General features: G+C 68.9%; 15 protein-coding genes and 1 pseudogene. 12 read left to right on the top strand and 4 right to left on the bottom strand.

The genetic code is table 11. The features are described from left to right. Positions 1-178 precede the first annotated feature (178 nt). Positions 179-3,088 carry an EAL domain-containing protein gene (locus KZ686_RS16525; RefSeq protein WP_265634293.1) on the top strand — a complete coding sequence of 970 codons (2,910 nt, stop codon included), beginning with the start codon at positions 179-181 and terminating at the stop codon, positions 3,086-3,088. Positions 3,089-3,140: 52 nt separating this feature from the next. Here the strand turns inward: KZ686_RS16525 and KZ686_RS16520 are convergent, their stop codons facing one another. Further along, positions 3,141-4,346: an acyl-CoA dehydrogenase family protein gene (locus KZ686_RS16520; protein WP_265635457.1), complete on the bottom strand. Its 1,206-nt coding sequence runs from the start codon at positions 4,344-4,346 to the stop codon at positions 3,141-3,143. 181 nt (positions 4,347-4,527) lie between these two features. Between KZ686_RS16520 and KZ686_RS16515 the strand changes: the two genes are divergently transcribed. The 5 genes from KZ686_RS16515 (at position 4,528) to KZ686_RS16495 (ending at position 10,041) form a co-directional block, all read left to right on the top strand. Next, the gene (locus tag KZ686_RS16515) at positions 4,528-5,640 is read left to right on the top strand and encodes an LLM class flavin-dependent oxidoreductase (RefSeq protein WP_265634291.1); all 1,113 of its coding nucleotides are present in this window, start codon (positions 4,528-4,530) and stop codon (positions 5,638-5,640) included. Between the two features lie 93 nt (positions 5,641-5,733). Continuing rightward, positions 5,734-6,762 (top strand): ABC transporter substrate-binding protein, encoded by a 1,029-nt coding sequence (locus KZ686_RS16510; RefSeq protein WP_150083467.1) that lies wholly within the window; start codon positions 5,734-5,736, stop codon positions 6,760-6,762. 3 nt (positions 6,763-6,765) lie between these two features. Then, positions 6,766-7,869, top strand: coding sequence for an ABC transporter permease (locus KZ686_RS16505; protein ID WP_226105367.1), 1,104 nt, complete (start codon positions 6,766-6,768; stop codon positions 7,867-7,869). Continuing rightward, positions 7,863-8,729: an ABC transporter ATP-binding protein gene (locus tag KZ686_RS16500; RefSeq protein WP_265634287.1), complete on the top strand. Its 867-nt coding sequence runs from the start codon at positions 7,863-7,865 to the stop codon at positions 8,727-8,729. The genes KZ686_RS16505 and KZ686_RS16500 overlap by 7 nt, the downstream gene beginning before the upstream one ends. 124 nt (positions 8,730-8,853) lie before the next feature. After that, entirely contained in the window at positions 8,854-10,041 is a 1,188-nt protein-coding gene (locus KZ686_RS16495) for a c-type cytochrome (protein WP_265634285.1), read from the top strand. Positions 10,042-10,146: 105 nt separating this feature from the next. On the opposite strand, the gene KZ686_RS16490 is transcribed toward KZ686_RS16495, so the two are convergent. Beyond that, complete coding sequence (locus tag KZ686_RS16490; protein ID WP_265634282.1) at positions 10,147-11,034, bottom strand: LysR family transcriptional regulator; 888 nt, start codon at positions 11,032-11,034, stop codon at positions 10,147-10,149. A gap of 116 nt (positions 11,035-11,150) precedes the next feature. On the opposite strand from KZ686_RS16490, the gene KZ686_RS16485 reads away from it, so the two are divergent. The 5 genes and pseudogenes from KZ686_RS16485 (at position 11,151) to KZ686_RS16465 (ending at position 14,833) form a co-directional block, all read left to right on the top strand. Then, complete coding sequence (locus KZ686_RS16485; RefSeq protein WP_265634280.1) at positions 11,151-12,152, top strand: ornithine cyclodeaminase family protein; 1,002 nt, start codon at positions 11,151-11,153, stop codon at positions 12,150-12,152. Further along, a complete protein-coding gene (locus KZ686_RS16480; protein WP_265634278.1) occupies positions 12,149-13,084 on the top strand; it encodes a phosphate/phosphite/phosphonate ABC transporter substrate-binding protein in 936 nt (311 codons plus the stop codon). Before KZ686_RS16485 ends, KZ686_RS16480 begins: the two co-directional genes overlap by 4 nt. 19 nt (positions 13,085-13,103) lie before the next feature. Then, a pseudogene (locus KZ686_RS16475) lies at positions 13,104-14,086 on the top strand (tripartite tricarboxylate transporter substrate binding protein). 163 nt (positions 14,087-14,249) lie between these two features. Continuing rightward, the gene (locus tag KZ686_RS16470) at positions 14,250-14,456 is read left to right on the top strand and encodes a type II toxin-antitoxin system VapB family antitoxin (RefSeq protein WP_265634276.1); all 207 of its coding nucleotides are present in this window, start codon (positions 14,250-14,252) and stop codon (positions 14,454-14,456) included. Continuing rightward, the gene (locus KZ686_RS16465) at positions 14,453-14,833 is read left to right on the top strand and encodes a type II toxin-antitoxin system VapC family toxin (protein ID WP_265634274.1); all 381 of its coding nucleotides are present in this window, start codon (positions 14,453-14,455) and stop codon (positions 14,831-14,833) included. Before KZ686_RS16470 ends, KZ686_RS16465 begins: the two co-directional genes overlap by 4 nt. Before the next feature lie 34 nt (positions 14,834-14,867). Here the strand turns inward: KZ686_RS16465 and KZ686_RS16460 are convergent, their stop codons facing one another. Together KZ686_RS16460 and KZ686_RS16455 are read right to left on the bottom strand one after the other, a co-directional pair. Continuing rightward, entirely contained in the window at positions 14,868-16,271 is a 1,404-nt protein-coding gene (locus KZ686_RS16460) for a sigma-54-dependent transcriptional regulator (protein ID WP_265634272.1), read from the bottom strand. Beyond that, a complete protein-coding gene (locus KZ686_RS16455) occupies positions 16,268-18,226 on the bottom strand; it encodes a sensor histidine kinase (protein ID WP_265634270.1) in 1,959 nt (652 codons plus the stop codon). Before KZ686_RS16455 ends, KZ686_RS16460 begins: the two co-directional genes overlap by 4 nt. Positions 18,227-18,553: 327 nt before the next feature. Here KZ686_RS16455 and KZ686_RS16450 point away from each other — a divergent pair, with 327 nt between their 5' ends. Continuing rightward, positions 18,554-19,894: a dicarboxylate/amino acid:cation symporter gene (locus KZ686_RS16450; RefSeq protein ID WP_150083476.1), complete on the top strand. Its 1,341-nt coding sequence runs from the start codon at positions 18,554-18,556 to the stop codon at positions 19,892-19,894. The last annotated feature ends 24 nt before the right edge of the window (positions 19,895-19,918 follow it).

Below are 19,918 nucleotides of genomic sequence, written 5' to 3'. Positions count from 1 at the left end.
AGCGGCGAAGCGCTATCGCCTGGGTCTTCCTGCCCGGATGGCCGCTCATCGAGTGTCGGACAGCGCTGGATAGCGAGGGGCATCGGAGGTGCGCTACAGTGCCGCCCAATGGCCCGGTACCGGCCCAGTCGGCCCCCACGACGCGCCTTCCGTCCGCCATGCAACCATCACCACGCCCATGACCCCTCGCGCCGCGCCTGGCCGACAAGAAGCGCCATCGGACGATGGCCGGCAACCCTTCGCGCTGTTTCGCGGCGACCGCGGCGCGGCCGCCCTCGAGGCGCTGCTCAACGCGCTGCCCCATCCGGTACTGGTCAAGGACCGCGCGCATCGCTGGCTGCTGTTGAACGACCAGATGTGCGAGCTGATGGGCCACAGCCGCGCGACCCTGCTCGGCCGGACCGATCACGACTTCCTGCCCAAGGAACAGGCCGACGGCTATTGGGCGGTCGACGACGAGGTGTTCGACACCGGCGAGGAGCGCGAGGTCGAGGAGACCCTGACCGCCGCCGACGGCAGCAAGCGCGTGCTGGCCACCCGCAAGCGCCGCGTCATGCTGGCCGGACCGGGCGGGGCCCCGATGCCCGTCGTGATCGCCTCGATCATCGATATCACCGACATCCGCCGGGCCGAGAGCGCGCTGCGCGAGAGCGAAGAGCACTACCGTCATTCGGTCGAACTCAATCCACAGGTGCAGTGGACCGCCGACGCGCAAGGCCTGGTGTCCGAAGCCGGGCCGCGCTGGGAGGAACTGACCGGCATGGCGGTGGAGCAGGGCATGGGGACCGGCTGGACCGGCCAGGTCCACCCCGACGATCTCGACGAAACGCTGCGGCGCTGGCAGGCCAGCGTCGACAGCGGGGCGCCGTTCGACAAGGCCTTCCGGCTGCGCATGCGCGGCGGCGAATACCGCTGGTTCCGCTCGCGCGCCGCCGCCCGTCGCGACGGCGAGGGCCGCGTGCTGCGCTGGTACGGCACGCTGGAGGACATCGACGATCGCATGCGCGCCGAGGCGGCGCTGCGCGAGAGCGAACGATTCAGCCGCAGCATCCTGGAAAACAGTCCGAACTGCATCCGCGTGCTCGATCTGGACGGACGCGTGCTGTACGCCAACGCGACCACCTACCGCCTGCTCGAGATCGAAGACGACGAACCGGTGCTCGGCGAGCGCTGGATCGACCTGATTCCGCAAGGCTGCCGTACGAATGCCGGCAAGGCGCTGGACGCGGCGCGCGCGGGCGGCATCGGCCGCTTCACGATCCGCCGCCATACCCGCAGCGGCGCCGTCCAGTGGCTCGACACGGTGACGGCGTCGATTCCCGGCGAGCAGGGCCGGCCGGCCCGCCTGCTGGCGATCTCGCTGGACGCCACCGAGGCGCGCGAGGCCCGCGAGGCCGCCGACCGCGCGCAACGCGAGGCGCAGCAGCTGGCCCAGCGGCTGTCCGCGGTGCTGGAGAGCACCATGGACAGCGTGATCGTGATCGATCGCGACTGGCGCCTGACCTACTTCAACGGCAACGCCGCGCGCGCCTTGCAGGAGCGCGCTCCCGCCATCGGCCGCAGCCTGTGGGACATGTTTCCCGAGGAAGCGGACGGCGTGTTCGCGCGGCACTACCGGCGCGCCCTGGACGAGCAGGTGCCGGTGGCCTTCGAGGAATACCTGCCGCCGCTGGCGATCTGGCTCGAGGTGCACGCCTATCCGACGCCCGAGGGCCTGTCGATCTTCTTCCGCAACATCACCGAACGGCGCCGCGCCGAACAGGAGCGCCTGGCCGCGCAACAGCACCTGGCCTATCTGAGCCGGCACGATGCGCTGACCGGCACGCCGAATCGCGTCGCCTTGCGCGAGCATCTGGACCTGCTGCTGCGCGAGCGTAGCCGCGCCGCCCTGCATTGCCTCGACCTGAGCGGCTTCAAGGCCGTCAACGATACCTTCGGCCATGCGGTCGGCGACGCCGTGCTGCGCCAGGTTGCCGACCGGCTGCGCAGTTGCCTGACCGAGGCCGATACCGTCGCGCGGCTGGGCAGCGACGAATTCGTGGTGGTACAGACGCCCGTGGCCGATGGCGAGGAGGCGGCCGCGCTGGCGCGCCGCATCCAGGGATGCCTGTCCGAGCCGTTCACGATCGAAGGGCATACCGTCACCATCGGCGCGAGCGTCGGCATTGCGCTCGCGCCGGAACACGGCGACCGGCCCGACGACCTGCTGCGCGCCGCCGATATCGCGCTCGACCACGCCAAGCGCGAGGGCGCGTCCAGCGTGCTGGCCTTCCACGCCGACATGGACGCGCAACTGCGCGCCCGCGTGGCGATCAAGCGCGATCTGCACCAGGCGCTGGCCGACGAACAGTTCCTGCTGCATTACCAGCCGGTGTACGACCTCCGTTCGGGACAGATCCGCTGCTTCGAGGCGCTGCTGCGCTGGCAGCATCCCGACCGCGGCATGATTTCGCCGGCCGAGTTCGTGCCGATGGCCGAAGAAACCGGCCTGATCGTGCCGCTCGGCGCCTGGGTGTTGCGCGAGGCGTGCCGGCAGGCCGCGGCGTGGCCGGCGTCGGTGTCGATGGCCGTCAACCTGTCGCCGCTGCAGTTCCGCGATCCGGCGCTGGTCGATACGGTGCGGCAGGCGCTGCGCGACGCAGGGATATCGCCCCAACGGCTGCAGCTGGAGATCACCGAATCGGTGCTGCTGCAGGAGAGCCAGTCGAACCTGTCGATGCTGCAGGCGCTGCGCCAGATCGGCGTGCGCATTGCGATGGACGACTTCGGCACCGGCTATTCGTCGCTGGGCTATCTGCGCAGTTTTGCCTTCGACAAGATCAAGCTCGATCGCTCCTTCGTCACCGATCTTCACGGCGGCAACGAGGGGCGCGCGATCCTGCACGCGGTGGCGAGCCTCGGCGCGGCGTTCAAGCTTGTCACCACCGCCGAGGGCATCGAGACCGCGAGCCAGCTCGCCGCGGTGCGTGAGGAGGGCTACGACGAGGGGCAGGGCTACCTGTTCAGTCCGCCGGTGCCGGCGGAGCAGGCCGCTCGCCTGCTGGAGCGCGGCGCCAGCGAGCATATCGCCGGGCGCCCCGCTTCATGAGCGTGACTTCTATGCGCATGACTTTACGAGCGTGCCTTTACGACCGTCGGCCTCATGCCAGCGCGTGCCTGCCCGCTGCAATCAGGATCGCGTCGTCCTGCGGCGTATGGACGCGGCTGCAGAGCACGTCGCGATAGTGGCGCTCCAGCGGGTTGTTGCGGCTCAGTCCATGATTGCCGGCCAGTTGCAGCGCCAGTTCGACCGCGCGGATGGCGTTGCCGGTCACTGTGAATTTCAAAAGCCCGCTGTCGCCGAATGACGGCGGCCGGCCGGCATCGACGCGCGCGGTCGCGTCGTCGAGCAGCGCCCGGTTTGCCTGCAGCAGCGCGGCGATTTCTCCGATGGTTTGCTGTACGCGAGGCAGGGTCGCCAACGGCGCGCCCAGGCTTGCCGGCGCACGGTTGCGCACGAAGTCGCGAATCCAGTCGAAGCCTGCGCGCGCCACTGCCTCGTAGAGACTACCGAGCAGCACCACCATCCAGGCCTGCTGATCGGCATTGCCGTCGGTATCGGCCTGGCTGGCCGCCGCCGGCGCCCATTGCTCGGGCGGCCGGATGTCGACCGCGTATTCCGGCGGAATCCACACATCGTCCAGCACGGTCTCGTGGCTGCCCGACGCGCGCAGCCCCAGGTGGTTCCAGTTCTCGATCACGCGAATGCCGCGTGCCGGATCGGCAGGACCCGGCACCAGGAACACGCCGACGCGCGGCTGCGGCTCGTCGGTGCGCGCCCAGACCGCCAGCCAGCGCAGGGCCGGGATGCCGGTGCAATAGAGCTTGCGCCCGCGCAGCCGCCAGCCGTCGGCGGTGCGCGTCGCCACCGTGCCCGGCAGTCCGCCTCGCGAAGGCGAGCCCAGTTCGGGCTCGACGCGCAGCGCGTTGATCAGCGCGCCCTCGGACACGGCGCTGTCGAATACCTGTTGCGCGACCGCCGAAGGCCAATGCCGGTCGTCGCGCGCGATCGCGCGGTGCTGCAGATAGGTCATCGTCAGCACCAGCGCGGTGGCGGCATCTCCCGCCGCCACTGCCCCAACGATGCGGCGCGCCTGCGCCAGGTTCGCGCCGCCGCCGCCATGGGCTTGCGGCACGACCTGCGCGATCAGGCCATGGCGATGCAGCAGCGCGAAGTTCTCGTGCGCGAAGCTGCCGTCGGCATCGTGCCGCGCGGCGTTGGCGGAGAAGGTGGCACGCAAGACATCCAGCGTTTCATCGAGGCGCGGCTCGCTGCTCGGCAGCCGGCGCAAGGCGGAGGAAGGCATGGCGGTGGTTCCCTGTGCGGATTCGGATCGGCGCCTAGCGTAACGCCGCGATGCCGCTTCGATGAACGATGCAAATCGAATATGGAGTCTCGTTTTTATTCGTTCGGCCGCGCGCGGGTTTGCCTTACGTTTGTCGCCAGATTCCGCCGCCGTGGCTGCAGCGGGCGACACAGGAGAACCCATGAGCGTCGACATCATCGGCATGATCCAGAGCCAGAAGCAATCCGAGATCCATCCACCCAGCGGGCCCGCCGTCGATCGCGACTATGTGCGGGCTTTCGCGCAGGCGCATGAGCAGGCCGGCTTCGACCGCATCCTGGTGCCGCATCATTCCACCGGGCCGTCGGCCACGCTGACGATCTCGTATGCGGCCGCAGTGACCGAGCGCATTCACTTCATGCTGGCGCATCGCCCCGGCTTTACCGCGCCGACGCTGGCCGCGCGGCAGATCGCGACGCTGGACCAGTTCAGCGGCGGCCGGCTCGGCGTGCATGTGATCTCCGGCGGCTCGGACGACGAGCAGAAGCGCGATGGCGACTATCTCGATCACGACGAGCGCTATGCGCGCACCGACGAATATCTCGGCATCCTGCGCCGCATCTGGACCGAAGACGCGCCCTTCGATCACGAGGGCCGCTATTACCGCTTCCAGCGCGGCTTCTCCGAGGTCAAGCCCGCACAGCGGCCGCATGTGCCGATCTACTTCGGCGGGGCTTCGGCGCCGGCGATCGAAGTCGCCGGCAAGCACGCCGACGTCTATGCGCTGTGGGGCGAATCGCTGGAGCAGGTGCGCGAGCTGACCACGCGGGTCAGGGCGGAGGCGGCGAAGCACGGCCGCCAGATCCGCTTCTCGGTGTCGTTCCGCCCCGTGCTGGCGGACAACGAGCAGAAGGCCTGGGAGCGTGCCGACCGCATTCTCGAACGCACCCGCGCGCTGCGCGTGCAGCAGGGCTACAGCCGCGGCGGGCCGCAGCAGAGCGAGGGCGCACGCCGCCTGCTGGCCGCCGCGGAGCAGGGCGATCGCGTCGATACCCGGCTGTGGACCGCGATCGCGCGCGAGACCGGCGGCCGCTCCAATTCGACCGGACTGGTCGGCACGCCCGAACAGGTCGCGCACGCGCTGCTCGACTACTACGACTTCGGCGTCACCACCTTCCTGATCCGCGGCTTCGATCCGCTCGACGATGCGATCGACTACGGCCGCGAGCTGATTCCGCGGCTGCGCGCGCTGGTCGCCGAACGCGAGGCGCAGCGGGCGCTTGAACACGCGCAGGGGCAACGGCAAGCGGCATGAGCCGATTGCCGCGCCCGCAATGCGCGACAACACATACCACGACCAAACCAAGACGAAATCAGGAACACCTGGAACCACGGGAGCCGTATCACCATGAGCCAACTCGAATCCCCCGCCGATGCCAAGCCCGCCGCCGGACGGCGGCGCGACGTGCTGCGCCTGGCCGGCGCCGCGGCCCTCGCCGCACCGGCGCTGATGCTCGGCCGGCGCGCCTGGTCCGCGCCGCGCAAGCTGACCTTTGCGTGGAATCAGAACTCGTTCTGCCTGACGCCGATCGTGGTCGCACAGGAAAAGGGCTTCTTCGAGAAGAACGGCCTGCAGGTCGATCTGATCAACTACAGCGGCTCCACCGACCAGCTGCTCGAATCGATCGCCACCGGCAAGGCCGACGCGGCCGTCGGCATGATCCACCGCTGGCTCAAGCCGCTGGAGGCGGGCTTCGACGTCAAGATCATCGGCAGCTCGCACGGCGGCTGCGTGCGGCTGGTCGGCGCGAAGGCGGCTGGCGTCACCAGTCTGCAGGCGCTGAAGGGCAAGACCGTCGGCGTCAGCGACCTGGCCGCGCCGGGCAAGCACTTCTTCACGATCCTGCTGGCCAAGAACGGCATCGACCCGGACAAGGACGTGACCTGGCGCCAGTATCCGGCCGACCTGCTCGGCGTGGCGGTCGACAAGGGCGAGATCCAGGCGATTGCCGACGGCGATCCGAATCTCTATCTGCTGGAGAAGCGCACCAACGGCGCCTACGTCGAACTGGCGACCAACCTGAGCGGCGAGTATGCGCGCAAGGTCTGCTGCGTGGTCGGCGCGCGCGGCGAACTGGTGCGCAACGACCGTCCCGCCGCGTCGGCACTGGCGCGCGCGATCGTGCAGGCCACCGACTTCGTGCACGAGAACCCGAACGAGGCCGCCAGGGTGTTCGCCAAGTACTCGCCGAAGATCTCGCTGGACGATCTGCGCAAGCTCTACGCGACGCTGACCTATACGCATCATCCGACCGGCATCGACCTGCGCGACGAGATCGCGTTCTATGCCGACGATTTCCGCCGGATCGGCGTGATCAAGAAGACCACCGATCCGCAACGCCTGGCACAGCACGTCTATGCCAATGTCCTGGGATAAATCATGAGTACGCATCAACCTGCGTTCGAGGGCGCGCGCGATGCCGGCCGGGCGGCGCGCCGGGCCGCACGCGCTTCGGCCTCCGCCTCGCCCTCGGTGGCTTCGATCACGGCTGCCGGCGCAGCTGCGAGCGCGGCCGCGCCGGCACAATGGCCCGTCGGTTACGTTGCCGCGCTGGCATGGGCGGGCTTCGGCCTGCTGACCTGGCGCTGGCCCAACCGCGTGGCCGGCTTCAGCGACTGGGCCTATACCGCCGAGCTCGGCGTCGCGGCGTTGGCCGTGGCGGCGGCGCTGGCGCTGTCCGCGGCAATCGGTGCGCGCGTGTGGGCGGGGCGCCGCGGCTGGACGGCGCTGCGCGGCGCCGGACCCTGGCTGGTCGCGCTGCCGCTGGTGCTGGCCGGCTGGGAGTTCCTGACCGCCAAGACCGGAACCTTGCCGACGCCGTTCTTCGCGCCGCCGCAGGCGCTGATCGAGGTCTATCTCGACGACTGGCGCCGGCTCGGCGACAGCGCGCTGAACACGCTGAAGCTGCTCGGCTTCGGTGTCGCGCACGGCGCGGTGGTCGGTTTCCTGATCGGCGTCTCGATCGGCTGGTCGCGGCGGATCGGCTATTGGGTGCATCCGGTTCTGCGCGTGCTCGGCCCCTTGCCGTCGACGGCCCTGCTGCCGCTGACCTTCTACTTCTTCCCGTCCAGCTATTCGGCCGCGGTGTTCCTGATCGCGCTGGCCACGGCCTTTCCGGTGGCGGTGCTGACGTGGTCGGGCGTTGCCAGCGTCGACAAGCGCTACTACGACGTGGCGCGCACGATGGGGGCGTCGGGCTGGTTCCTGGTGCTCCGCGTGGCGATTCCGGCGGCCTTGCCGCAGGTGTTCGTCGGCCTGTTCATGGGGCTGGGCGCGTCGTTCTCGGTGCTGGTCACCGCCGAGATGATGGGCGTCAAGTCGGGGCTCGGCTGGTACCTGACCTGGGCGCAGGGCTGGGCCTCCTACGTCAACATGTACGCGGCGCTGATCGTGATGGCGCTGCTGTTTTCCGGGGTGATCACGCTGCTGTTCGCGCTGCGCGACCGGGCACTGTCGTGGCAGAAGGGGACCGTCAAATGGTGAGCGCGGCGATTGCGGACAAGGCAAAGGCGACCGCGGTGCAGGGACCGGCAGGGTTGCATCCACAAAAGAACGACGGGACGGGTGGGGTCATTGAGCGCGAGGGAGCCGGCGCGCGCATCGAGGTACGACAGGTCAGCCACTGGTTCGGGGACGGCGAGACACGGCTGCAGGTGCTCGACCGGGTCGATCTGAAGGTAGAGCCGGGGGAATTCGTTGCGCTGCTGGGGCCCAGCGGCTGCGGCAAGTCGACCTTGCTGCGACTGGTTGCGGGCCTCGATGCGCCGGTGGAGGGTCGAATCCTGCAGGACGGCGCGACGATCGCCGAGCCGGACCCGTCGCGCATCGTCGTGTTCCAGGACCCGACGCTGTTTCCGTGGCGGCGCGTCTGGGACAACGTGGCGCTGGGCCTGCAGGCGCGCGGGCTGCTCGGCCGCGAACATCATCGCGTCGACGCGGCGCTCGAACGCGTGGGCCTGAAGGACTTCGCGCGCGCCTTTCCGCATCAGCTGTCGGGCGGCATGGCGCAGCGCGTGGCGCTGGCACGTGCGCTGGTCAACGATCCGCGCCTGCTGGTCCTGGACGAGCCGCTCGGCAAGCTCGATTCGCTGACGCGGCTGGCGATGCAGAGCGAGCTGGTCGCGCTGTGGCAACGCGCCGGGTTCTCGGCCCTGCTGGTCACGCACGATGTCGAGGAGGCGCTGTTCCTGGCGCAGCGCGTGATCGTGTTCAGCGATCGGCCGGCGCGCATCCGCGCGGAGATCGAGGTCGATCTGCCGTATCCGCGCCATCGCGGCGATCCGCGGCTGACCGAGATGCGGCACGAGGCGCTGCGGCATCTGGGACTGGACGCGAGCTGGTGATGGAGGAAGCGTTGCGGGAGGCGTTGGAGGGGGCGTTGAAGGGTGCGTTGAAGGAGGCGTTGGCGCAAGCGTTGAAGGCAGCGTTGGGGGAAGCGTTCGGGGACGCCGCGGCGCGAACGGTTCGATGAACGGCGTGGTATTGCCGCCCTGGCTCGATACGCTGTTGGCCATCGTCGAGCAGGCGCAGTTCGGCCTGCTGCGGCTATGGCACTGGCTGGGGCTGACCGGCGACGCGCACGGACAGCCGGCCTGGCCCTGGGGCCATCGCATCGCCGACGAAACGCTGCTGATCGATCTCGGCGTGGCGAGGCAACTGGCGTGGACAGGGATCGCCGTCGCGCTGTCGCTGGTGGCGATTGTGCTCACGCTGCCATGGCGGCGCCGGCGCGTGCTGTTGCTGACGATCGCCGCCGCCGGCCTGCTGTTTGCGCCCTGGCCCGCGCCGGCGCTGCTATTCGTGCCGGCGGCGCCGACCAGCTTCCATGCGAGTCCGACCGGATTCTCGGTGGAAGCGATTGCCATCGGCGCGCGAATCTATGGACAGCATTGCGCGGCCTGCCACGGCGACGACGGCCGCGGCGAAGGGCCGCTGGCGGCGTCGCTGCCGCGCTGGCCGCCAACGCTGGTCGGCCCCTTGCTCGGACGCCGTGCCGATGGCGAGCTGTTCTGGCATATCGCCGATGGCATGCGCGATGACGATGGCCGCCTCGTGATGCCGGCGTTTGCCGGCGTATTGCGCGATGACGAAATCTGGGCCGTGCTCGACTACGCCAAGGCGCTCGCGGCGGGCGAGGGTGCGAAGTCGGCCGGCAGCTGGCCGATGGCGGTACCGGTTCCCGATATGGCGATACGCTGCGGCGCCGATGCGCCGCGCCGGCTGGCGCGGTGGCGCGACGGCCAGCGGCTGCGGCTGGTCGCCTTCGACGGCTCGCCCGATCGCATTCCGCTCGAGGATCCACGCTTTCTCACGCTGCTGGTGACGCCCGACGGCAGGCCGCCCGCCGCCGTGCCGCAGTTTCGCAGCGAGTGCACGGCGGTGTCGCCGCAGGCCTGGGATATCGTCGCGCGGCTTGGCGGCGTCGCGCCGGAACGCCTTGCCGGCACCGAGCTGCTGGCCGATCGCAACGGCTGGCTGCGTGCACGCGGCACGCCGCAGCAGAAGGGCTGGTCCGATGCCGATCTGCTGTGCGAGTCGGGCCAGCCGGCGAAGTCAGCATCGGGCGGCAAGCCTGCACCCGATGGGCTGACTGCGCTGCTGTTGCGGATGGACGCCGAGCCGGTGCGCTTCGTCAAGGGCGGGATCGTGCATTAGCGGAAGGCCGGCAAGCGGAGCGCGGCCGTGAGCCGCGGTGAGCGGGGGGTGGGCGGCGGTGAGCGGCAGTGCGCGGCGCTGTGCGGTGGCGTGCAGCATTGCGCCTTACCGCTTCATCATCGCCACCAGCGTATCGACGAAGTCCAGCGCCAGCCGCGACAGCGGCTCGGTCTCGACATGGAAGATCTGCGCCGATGCCGTGACGCGGGTCCTGACCGGCACCGCGACGATGTCGGGCCAGCTCTGGCCGAATACCGTCATCGCGTCGACCAGCGCGATGCCGGCGCCCGCCTGCGCCAGCGCACGGGCGACGTGGGCCTGTTCCACCTGCACGCTGAAATCGGGCTGGTCCGCCTCGCCGCCGAACATCTCGCGGATCAGCAGGCCGAAGGGCACGTCGTCGCCGTAGCCGATCAGCGCCTCGCCGGCCAGTTCGGCCGGCCGCACGGCACTGCGCCCGGCAAGCCGGTGGCCCTCGGGCACCAGCGCGACCAGCGGATTGCGCGCCAGCACGCGCGCCTCCAGATTCGGGTGCGTCAGCGGCATGGTCGACACGCCCAACTCGACCTGCCCCGACAGCAGCGCGCGCAGCATATTGGCCGGAATCTGCGTGCGCACGACGATCCGCACTTCGGGATGCGCCAGGCGAAAGCGCGCGATCGCGCGCGGCAGCACCGTCTGCCCCAGATTGGGGCTGCACGACACACGCAGGCTGCCGGTGCGGTTCGCCGCCAGGTCCTCGGCGATCTCGTTGACGCGCTCGATGCCCTCGTAGACCGAGTTGACCTCGGCCAGCATGCGGCGCGCTTCCGGCGTCGGATACAGCCTTCCCTTGGTGCGGCGAAACAGCGCGAAGCCCAGGCGCTGCTCGGTATGCGACAGCAGGCGGCTGATTGCCGGCTGCGAGACGTACAGCAGCTTGGCGGCGGCGCTGATGGAGCCCGTCAGCATCACCGCGCGAAAGACTTCGATCTGGCGCAGATTGATTTTCATGACATAACACGATGTTAAGCGTCACCGATATATAAGCATATGACAGTCATGGCCGCGCTCCCTACACTGATTTCGACGAATCCACGATTCGACGATCCACGACATCAGGAGACGGTATGAGCGACATCCATCTGACCTACCTCAACGGCAAGGACATCGCGCAGCTGGCGATGACCGACGCGGAGATCCTTGCCGCGGTCGAGCAGGGGCTGGTGGCGCAGGGCAATGGGCAGACCGTGATCGAGCCGCGCATGCATCTGATCCCGGACCCCGCCTTCAACGGGCACTTCAATGTGCTGCGCGGATATGTCGCGCCGCTCGGGCTGGCGGGGGTCAAGATCGTCGGCGACTTCGTCGACAACTACAAGCAGGGCCTGCCGTCGGAAATGGCGCTGCTGAACCTGTTCGACCCGCGCACCGGCATGCCGGTCGCCGTGATCGACGCGACCTTCATCACCGATGCCCGCACTGGGGCGCTGACCGCGCTGGGGGCGCGTCATCTGGCGCGGCGCAACAGCAAGGTGCTGGGCCATATCGGCGCGCGCGGGACCTCGTACTGGAATATCCGGCTGCTCGACAGCCTGTTCGACTTCGACGAGATCCGTGTGCACTCGCGCCGCCCCGAAAGCCGCAACGCGTTCGCCGCCAGCCTGGAGCGCGACCTGGGCAAGCCGATCGTGGTGACCGAGGACTGGGAGTCGTGCGTGCGCGGCGCCGATATCGTCGTCGAAGCCTCGCGGCTGGAACAGCCGACGCCGCTGCTGAAGACCGAATGGATCTCGCGCGGCGCCTTCGTCGTGCCCTACGGCACGATGAGCGCGGTCGAGCTGTCGCTGACCGACATCATGGACAAGCTGGTGGTCGACGACTGGAGCCAGTGCAAGGGCGGCATGTTCGGCTCGCTGCGTGCGCATGTCGAGGCCGGCAAGCTGTCGGAGCAGACGCTGTACGCCGAGCTCGGCGAGATCGTCGCCGGCCGCAAGCCCGGGCGGCAGAGCGACGACGAGACCACTCTGTTCTGGCATCGCGGCCTGTCGCTCAGCGATATCGCGCTCGGCCACGCGATCATGCAGAAGGCGCAGCGCATGGGCATCGGGAAAAGGCTGGTCTACGCATGATCGCCAATGCACGGATGTACTCGGTGTCGCCGCAGGCCGGCGCGGCTTGGCGGACGCTGCTGATGCGCGTGGCGCAGCGCGCCGGCGTGGAGTTGGCCTATGTCGAGCACGATGCGCCGGCGCCGATCCGCGCGCTGTGGGAGCGCGACGATTGCGCCTGCGTGCTGATGTGCGGCTATCCGTTTGCGACGGCGCCGGTGCGCTACCGGTTGCTGGCGGCGCCGGTGCCCGACCTGCCGCGCTATGGCGGCCTGCCGCGCTATTTCAGCGAGTTCATCGTGCGCGCCGATTCGCCGTGCGCCTCGCTGGCGCAGACCTTCGGCACGCGCCTTGCGTGCATGCTGCCGGAATCCAATTCCGGCTATAACGCGCCGCGCCGCTATCTGATGGAGTTCGGACTGGTCGACGGGGCGTTGTATCTGCCGACCGAAGCGGCCACGCCGACCCCGCAGGACGTGATCGATGCCGTCATTGCAGGGAGGGCGGAGGTTGGCGTAGTCGACAGTTATGTGCTGGACCTGCTGCGTCTGCATGCGCCCGGGCGGATCGCCGCCTTGCGCACGCTCGCGGTGACGCAGTCCTCGCCGATTCCGCCGCTGGTCGCCTCGCCCGGCATCGACGAGGAGATTGCCGCGCGGCTGCGCGGGGCATTGCTGGACGCGCATCGCGATCCGGACTGTGCCGAAGCGCTCGCCACGCTGCGGCTGGCGCGCTTTGCCGCGGTGGAGCCGGGCGATTACCGGCGCCTGGTCCGGTGGGCGCGCGAGGCCGACCACGCGGGCGTCGCGCTGACCGCGGCGACGCCGGTGGCGCAGGGGCTTTCGTCGCCGCTGTCGCAGCCATCGTCGCGACCGTCGTCGCAGCCGCTGTCGGAGCCGCTGTCAGAACCTTTGTCGAAGCCCTTGCCGCACCCCTCCGATCCATTGGCCTGATTCACTCGGGAGATTCACGATGATGCGTTTGCTTTCCACGATACTGGGCGCGCTGCTCGCGGCAAGCGTGCCGCCTGGCGCATCGGCGCAGGGCGGCGGCGGGCAAGCCTATCCCGCCAAGCCGGTCCGGCTGGTGGTGCCCTTTGCCGCCGGCGGCCCGGCCGACGTGCTCGGCCGCGCGGTGGGCGATGGCCTGTCGAAACGCTGGAGCCAGCCGGTCGTCGTCGAGAACAAGGCCGGCGCGGCGGGCACGATCGGCGTCGATCAGGTCGCCAAGGCGGCACCCGACGGCTATACGCTCGCCGTGGTGCCGGTCGGCAATATCGCCGTCAATCCTTCGCTGATGCCGAACCTGCCCTACAAGGCGGCCGACCTGGTGCCGGTCACGATGCTGGCGACGGCCGAGAACGTGCTGGTGGTCCACCCTGGCGTCCAGGCCAGGTCGCTCGGGGATCTGCTCAAGCTCGCCCGCCAGCAGCCCGGCAAGCTGACGTTCGCCTCGCCCGGGGCCGGCAGCCAGGCGCATCTGGCCGGTGAACTGCTGCAGCTCGACGCCAACGTCAAGCTGATCCACGTGCCCACAAGGGCGTCAGCCCGGCGATGACCGACCTCGTCGGCGGCCAGGTCACGATGATGTTCGCGCAGATGTCGGCGGCGCTGCCGTATATCCAGGCCGGCCGGCTGCGCGCGCTCGGCGTGGCCAGCGCCAGGCGCTCGGCCGTGCTGCCCGATGTGCCGACCATCGCCGAACAGGGCTTTCCGCAGTTCGAGGCGGTGTCCTGGTACGCGCTGATGGCGCCCGCCGGCACGCCGCGCGAGGTCGTCGAGCAGCTGAGCCGCCAGGCTGGCGAAGTGCTGGCCGATCCGGGCCTGAAGAGCAAGCTCGCGACGCTCGGCATGGACGTCGGCGGCGGCACGCCACGGCAATTGGCCGAGACGATCCAGAAGGAGACGACGCGCTGGGCCGGGGTGATTCGGCAGCGGGGGATTACGGTGGATTGAGGGGCGACGAGGCGGGGGCGTCAGTTCCAGCGCGGTCAAATGTCGGGGTGCGCCCGGCCGTAACCGTGAGGACTGCGGTCTTTTGGCGTGCGCCCAACTGTGACGCTTGTATTGATGCCAAAATTGATGCATATTGGCTTCAATATTGAAGCGGAGATCAGCCATGCGCACCACAGTGACGATCGATGATGCACTCTACGAAAAGGCACTGGAGATGGCGGACCCCGGCATGGATAAATCGGATCTGTTCCGAGAAGCGATCAAGACGTTTGTACGAGTCCAGGCGGCGAAGCGCCTTGCTGCCCTAGGCGGTGCAGCTCCCGATATGGAGGACGTTCCACGCCGCCGCGAGGAGCCGCCGGCAAAATGAGTGTGCTGATCGATAGCTCGGTATGGGTCGATCACTTCAGGCACCGTAACGCGGCGCTGATCGACCTGATCGTGATGGACCAAGCCCTGACGCACCCCATGGTGGTCGCCGAACTCGCCTGCGGAACGCCGCCGGCACCGCGCCTTACAACGCTCAACGACATTGGCTTGTTGCAGCCATGCAATCAAGCGACGTTGCATGAAGTGATGCAGTTTATCGAGCGGGAAAGGCTGTATGGACTCGGATGTGGCCTGGTCGACATGGTGCTGCTGGCATCCACCCTTATCACGCCAAGCGCAAAGCTATGGTCGCTCGATAAGCGGTTGGCCGAATTGGCCGAACGCTTCGGAGTGGCATACCAACCCAGATTGCACTAGCCGAATCAGCTTGCGTCACCGTCGGATCGTTCCATCACGACTCCGCCTTCTCCGACAAATACTCCCGCCGCTCGATCCCATGCCGATGCAGCTTGTCGTAGAAGGTCTTGCGCGCGATGCCCAGCGATTCCAGCGTTGCGCGAACATTGCCGCCGTTCGCGGCGAGCGTGTCGCGGATCAGCTGGGCCTCGTAGCGGTCCATCCGTTCGGCCAGCGTGCCTTCGGCGCTGGTGTCGCCTGAGGTCGCGGCCTGCGCGGCGGGGGGCGTCGGCAGCGTATGCACGCCCAGCACGAAGCGTTCGGCGAAATGCAGCAGTTCGCGTACGTTGCCGGGCCAGGCGTGCGTATTGAGGTAGCGCCGTACCGCGTCGGTGACCGGCGGCGCCTCGCGCTGGAAGCGGCGCGCGGCCTGGCCGGTGAAGACCTCGAACAGCAGCGGAATGTCTTCGCGCCGCTCGCGCAGCGGCGGCATGTACAGCGTGACGACGTTGAGGCGGTAATACAGATCCTCGCGGAAATCGCCGCGCTGCGCGGGGTCGCCCAGATCGACCTTGCTGGCCGCGATCACGCGCAGATCGACCGGCCGCATTTCGTTGGTGCCCAGCGGCGCGACGCTGCGCGTCTCCAGCACGCGCAGCAGCTTCAGCTGCACCGACGGCGGCATGCCTTCGATCTCGTCGAGAAACAGCGTGCCGCCGTTGGCGTGTTCGATGCGGCCGATCCGCTTGCGTTGCGCGCCGGTGAAGGCGCCGGGCTCGTGGCCGAACAGCTCGCTCTCGATCACGCTCTCGGGCAGCGCCGCGCAATTGAGCGCGACCAGTTCGCCCGCGCTGCGCCGGCTCCAGCGATGCAGCGCGGTCGCCGCCATTTCCTTGCCGCTGCCGGTTTCGCCGACCACCAGCACGTCGACATCGGCATCGGCGATATGGCGGATGGTCTGGCGCAATCGCTCCATCGCCGGCGTCACGCCGATCAGTGGCCAGGCGCTTTCGGCCTGCGTCGCGGCGTCCTGCAGCCGGCGGTTCTCCAGCACCAGCCGGCGCTGTTCCCATGCATGGCCGACGGCGGTCAGCAGACGATGGGTGGCGTAGGGCTTCTCCAGAAAATCGTAGGCGCCGCGGCGCATCGCCTCGACCGCCTGCGCGATATCGCCATGGCCGGTGATGAAGATCACCGGCAGGCTGGCGTCGCGCTCCAGCACCCGCTCGAACAGTTGCAGGCCGTCGAGCCCCGGCATCCGCATATCGGTGACCAGTACCTCGGGATAGCCGTCGCGCAGGCTGTCGAGAAAGGATTGCGCGCTGGCGTGCGCGTCAACCCGATAGCCGGCCAGGGTCAGGCTTTCGGCTGCTGCGGCGCGAACGTCGTGGTCGTCGTCGACCAGGGCGACCCGGCGTACCGGACCCTGACCGGCTTGCGCTTCGCTGGTTTGCATCATGGAGCTGAATTCAGTGTGATGGTGAAGATCGCGCCGCTGCCGCTGCCGCTGCCGCTGCCGCTTCCGCCGCTGCGGGGGCGCGTATCGAGCGTGCCGCCGAACTCGGCGACGATGTCGCGGCTGATCACCAACCCCAGTCCCATGCCCTCCGGCTTCGAGGTGGAGAAGGGCGTGAACAGCCGCTCGGCGATCTCGGGCGCGATGCCGGGGCCGTTGTCGGCGATCTCGATGCGCACGCGCGCATCGTCCCCACCGTTCGCACCGTCCGCATGGTCCGCATGCGTCGCGATGTCGATCCGCGCATCGTCGCGGCCGGCGACGGCGTCCAGCGCGTTATGCAGCAGATTGACCAGCACCTGTTCGAGCCGCAACCGTTCGGCCTGCACCCGCAGGCCCTTGTCGCCGGAGCGCACCAGGGTGACGGGCTGCGTGCGCAGCCGCGGCCCCAGCAACAGCAGCGCGCCTTCGATCGCGTCGTCCACCGGCGTCGGCTCCCGCGCGCCCGAACCCTTGCGGGCAAACGCGCGCAGCTGGCCCGTGATGGCGCCGATGCGCTCGGTCAGTGCGCCGATCCGCGCGAGGCTGGCGCGCGCGCCGTCGGCCTCGCCGCGCTCCAGATAGCTGCCGGCGTTGTCGGCATAGCTGCGGATCGCCGCTACCGGCTGATTGATCTCGTGCGCGACGCCGGCGGCGATCTGGCCGAGGAACGTCAGCTTGTTGGCCTGCACCAGTTCCTCCTGCGCGGCATGCAGCCGCAGTTCGGCCTGGCGGCGTTCCTCCATTTCGGCGCGCAACTGGTCGTTGGCGGCCTGCAGTTCGGCGGTGCGCGCCTGCACGCGCGCGGTCAGTTCGGCGCGGATCGCGGCCTGCTGCGCATTGTGCCGCCGCAGCCGGCGCCGCGCGTAGATCGCGCTGGCAATGGCGATATAGGCGAGCAGCAGCACCACCAGCGCCTGCGCCTGCATCCGCGCCGCGATGCCGGTCCGCTCGTCGCGGCTGGGCGCCAGCAGATGGAAGGTCCAATGCGTGGACGGTACGGGCAGCGCAACGTGGAGATAGCTGTCGCCGGGCGGGTGTCCGGGCACGTCGGCAAGTATCTCTTCGCCGCTGGACGGCGGCCTGCGCGCCGGCGCGGCACCGGCTGCCGCGGAAAACGGCCGGATCGGCAGCGGGGCGAAGGTGCCATCGCCGAACTGCAGGCTGCGCCGCAGCTGCTCGGCCGCCGCCTCGCCCAGCGGCACCATCGACCGGAAGCGCCAGCCGGGCTCGCTGGTCAACAGCACCACGCCATCGCTGTTGGTGACGAAGATCGGCTCGGCCAGGTGCGCCCAGTCTTCCTCGAGGCCGGGGAACTCGACCTTGACGACCACCACGCCCAGCGGCTGTCCGCCGGCATCGTCGAGCCGGTGCGACAGGTACAGGCCGGGGCGGCGGCTGATCGTGCCCAGGGCGAAGTGCTCGGCGGCGCCGCCGGCCATCGCGCCCTGGTAGTAGGGGCGGAAGGCGTAGTTCTCGCCGACGAAGCTGTCGGGGCCGCGCCAGTTGCTCGAGGCGACCGTCAGGCCGCGGCGGTCCACCGCGTAGATCACCGAGGCGCCCGTGCCGGCCGCCAGCGCCTCGAGCTTGCCGTTCAGCGCGGCAAGGCGCCGCGGGTCGGCGGTCGCCAGCGCCGTCTTCAGGTCGGGGTCCTGCGCCAGCACGAACGGCAGCGCGCGATGCTTTTCGAGATCTCGCCGCAGCGTGGCGACGTTGAACTGCGCGGCCGTCAGCGCACGCTGGGTGACCGCCGCGGTGGCCTCGCGATGCGCCGTGCGCTCGACCATCCGCAGCACCGCGACCGTCAGCGCCAGCATCAGCAGCACGGCCAGCGCGACGCCCGCCGCGGCGCGCGGCGAGAAGGACCGGCGCGCGCGCGCTTGGTCGGTTGGCAGGGTCGAGGCGGGCGGTCGGGCCATCGGCTGGCGAAGTGAGCGCGGAGGTAGCGGAGTGGTCAGGCCCGCACGTCCGATGCTAACGCGGGGTTGTGTGCGTAAAAAGTTGTGTGGATTTCCATACAAGCGGCCCGAATTCTATGTGGATTTCCACTCAAACGCCAGCGAGCCGCACGGCGCTTCCGAATTTTTCCCTTAAAGATCAACGAATTGTGAAAGACATTCGGCTGGCACACGCATTGCGATAGCGGCTGGTCCGGCGCCGCATCCGCTCGGCCAGGATATTTCAAGAAACTCGCCGCCGCGTGCCCCCGCATGGCGCCCGGCAGCCCATTGGCAGGGGACACCCGCATGATCGACACCCACACCGCCGCGGCCACGGCCGCGCAGCCTCGTCCGTTCTATCGCCATCTGTACGTGCAGGTGCTGGTCGCCATCGTCGCCGGCATCGCGCTGGGCCACTACTGGCCCGATATCGGCTCGAGCATGAAGCCGCTCGGCGACGGCTTCATCAAGCTGGTCAAGATGATCATCGCGCCGGTGATCTTCCTGACCGTGGTCACCGGCATCGCCGGCATGTCGGACCTGAAGAAGGTCGGCCGCGTCGCCGGCAAGGCGATGATCTACTTCCTGACGTTCTCGACGCTGGCGCTGGCGGTCGGCATGATCGTCGGCAACGTGGTCCAGCCCGGCCACGGCCTGCATATCGATCCGGCCTCGCTGGATTCGAACGCGGTGTCCGGCTACGTCGCCAAGGCACACGATTCGACCATCACCGGCTTCCTGATGAACATCATCCCGACCACGGTGCTGAGCCCCATGGTCAATGGCGACATCCTGCAGGTGCTGTTCGTCGCGGTGCTGTTCGGCATCTCGCTGGCGCTGGTCGGCGAGCGCGGCAAGCCGGTGGTCGATTTCCTGCAGGCCGTCACGCTGCCGGTGTTCCGCCTGGTGTCGATCCTGATGAAGGTCGCGCCGATCGGCGCGTTCGGCGCGATGTCGTTCACCATCGGCAAGTACGGCATCAAGTCGGTGGCCAACCTGGCGATGCTGGTCGGCACCTTCTATCTGACGTCGCTGCTGTTCGTGCTGATCGTGCTGGGCCTGGTGGCGCGCTACAACGGCTTCTCGATCGTCAAGCTGATCCGTTATATCCGTGAGGAACTGCTGCTGGTGCTGGGCACCAGTTCGTCCGAGGCCGCGCTGCCGACGCTGATGCAGAAGATGGAGCGGGCCGGCTGCGCCAAGTCGGTGGTCGGCCTGGTCGTGCCGACCGGCTATTCGTTCAATCTGGACGGCACCAACATCTACATGACGATGGCCGCGCTGTTCATCGCGCAGGCCTGCGACATCCACCTGTCGTTCGGCGACCAGATCCTGCTGCTGCTGGTCGCGATGCTCAGCTCCAAGGGCGCGGCCGGCGTGACCGGCGCGGGCTTCATCACGCTGGCGGCCACGCTGGCGGTGGTGCCCTCGGTGCCGGTCGCCGGCATGGCGCTGATCCTGGGCGTCGACCGCTTCATGTCGGAATGCCGCGCGCTGACCAACCTGGTCGGCAATGCGACCGCCGCGATCGTCGTCGCGCGCTGGGAAGGCGAGCTGGACAAGGATCAGCTGCGCAAGGCGATGGCCGGCGAGGCCGTCGCGCCCGCCGCCCCGGGCACGCCCGAGCTGACGCAGTCGGCGGCGTAACCTCCGGTCGCGCTTGCCCGAATG

The organism is Cupriavidus cauae, from assembly GCF_026210475.1.
GTDB classification, from domain to species: Bacteria; Pseudomonadota; Gammaproteobacteria; order Burkholderiales; family Burkholderiaceae; genus Cupriavidus; species Cupriavidus cauae.
Note: the sequence above shows the minus strand (reverse complement) of the source record. Positions and strands in the feature narration are given on the sequence as shown.

What these genes read in the sequence shown, in the direction of transcription:
- KZ686_RS16450 (WP_150083476.1), top strand. Translation starts at nt 18,554, where the DNA reads ATGATCGACACCCACACCGCCGCGGCCACGGCCGCGCAGCCTCGTCCG.
- KZ686_RS16515 (WP_265634291.1), top strand. Translation starts at nt 4,528, where the DNA reads ATGAGCGTCGACATCATCGGCATGATCCAGAGCCAGAAGCAATCCGAG.
- KZ686_RS16495 (WP_265634285.1), top strand. Translation starts at nt 8,854, where the DNA reads ATGAACGGCGTGGTATTGCCGCCCTGGCTCGATACGCTGTTGGCCATC.
- KZ686_RS16455 (WP_265634270.1), bottom strand. Translation starts at nt 18,226, where the DNA reads ATGGCCCGACCGCCCGCCTCGACCCTGCCAACCGACCAAGCGCGCGCG.
- KZ686_RS16500 (WP_265634287.1), top strand. Translation starts at nt 7,863, where the DNA reads ATGGTGAGCGCGGCGATTGCGGACAAGGCAAAGGCGACCGCGGTGCAG.
- KZ686_RS16480 (WP_265634278.1), top strand. Translation starts at nt 12,149, where the DNA reads ATGATCGCCAATGCACGGATGTACTCGGTGTCGCCGCAGGCCGGCGCG.
- KZ686_RS16520 (WP_265635457.1), bottom strand. Translation starts at nt 4,346, where the DNA reads ATGCCTTCCTCCGCCTTGCGCCGGCTGCCGAGCAGCGAGCCGCGCCTC.
- KZ686_RS16470 (WP_265634276.1), top strand. Translation starts at nt 14,250, where the DNA reads ATGCGCACCACAGTGACGATCGATGATGCACTCTACGAAAAGGCACTG.
- KZ686_RS16490 (WP_265634282.1), bottom strand. Translation starts at nt 11,034, where the DNA reads ATGAAAATCAATCTGCGCCAGATCGAAGTCTTTCGCGCGGTGATGCTG.
- KZ686_RS16485 (WP_265634280.1), top strand. Translation starts at nt 11,151, where the DNA reads ATGAGCGACATCCATCTGACCTACCTCAACGGCAAGGACATCGCGCAG.
- KZ686_RS16510 (WP_150083467.1), top strand. Translation starts at nt 5,734, where the DNA reads ATGAGCCAACTCGAATCCCCCGCCGATGCCAAGCCCGCCGCCGGACGG.
- KZ686_RS16465 (WP_265634274.1), top strand. Translation starts at nt 14,453, where the DNA reads ATGAGTGTGCTGATCGATAGCTCGGTATGGGTCGATCACTTCAGGCAC.
- KZ686_RS16505 (WP_226105367.1), top strand. Translation starts at nt 6,766, where the DNA reads ATGAGTACGCATCAACCTGCGTTCGAGGGCGCGCGCGATGCCGGCCGG.
- KZ686_RS16525 (WP_265634293.1), top strand. Translation starts at nt 179, where the DNA reads ATGACCCCTCGCGCCGCGCCTGGCCGACAAGAAGCGCCATCGGACGAT.
- KZ686_RS16460 (WP_265634272.1), bottom strand. Translation starts at nt 16,271, where the DNA reads ATGATGCAAACCAGCGAAGCGCAAGCCGGTCAGGGTCCGGTACGCCGG.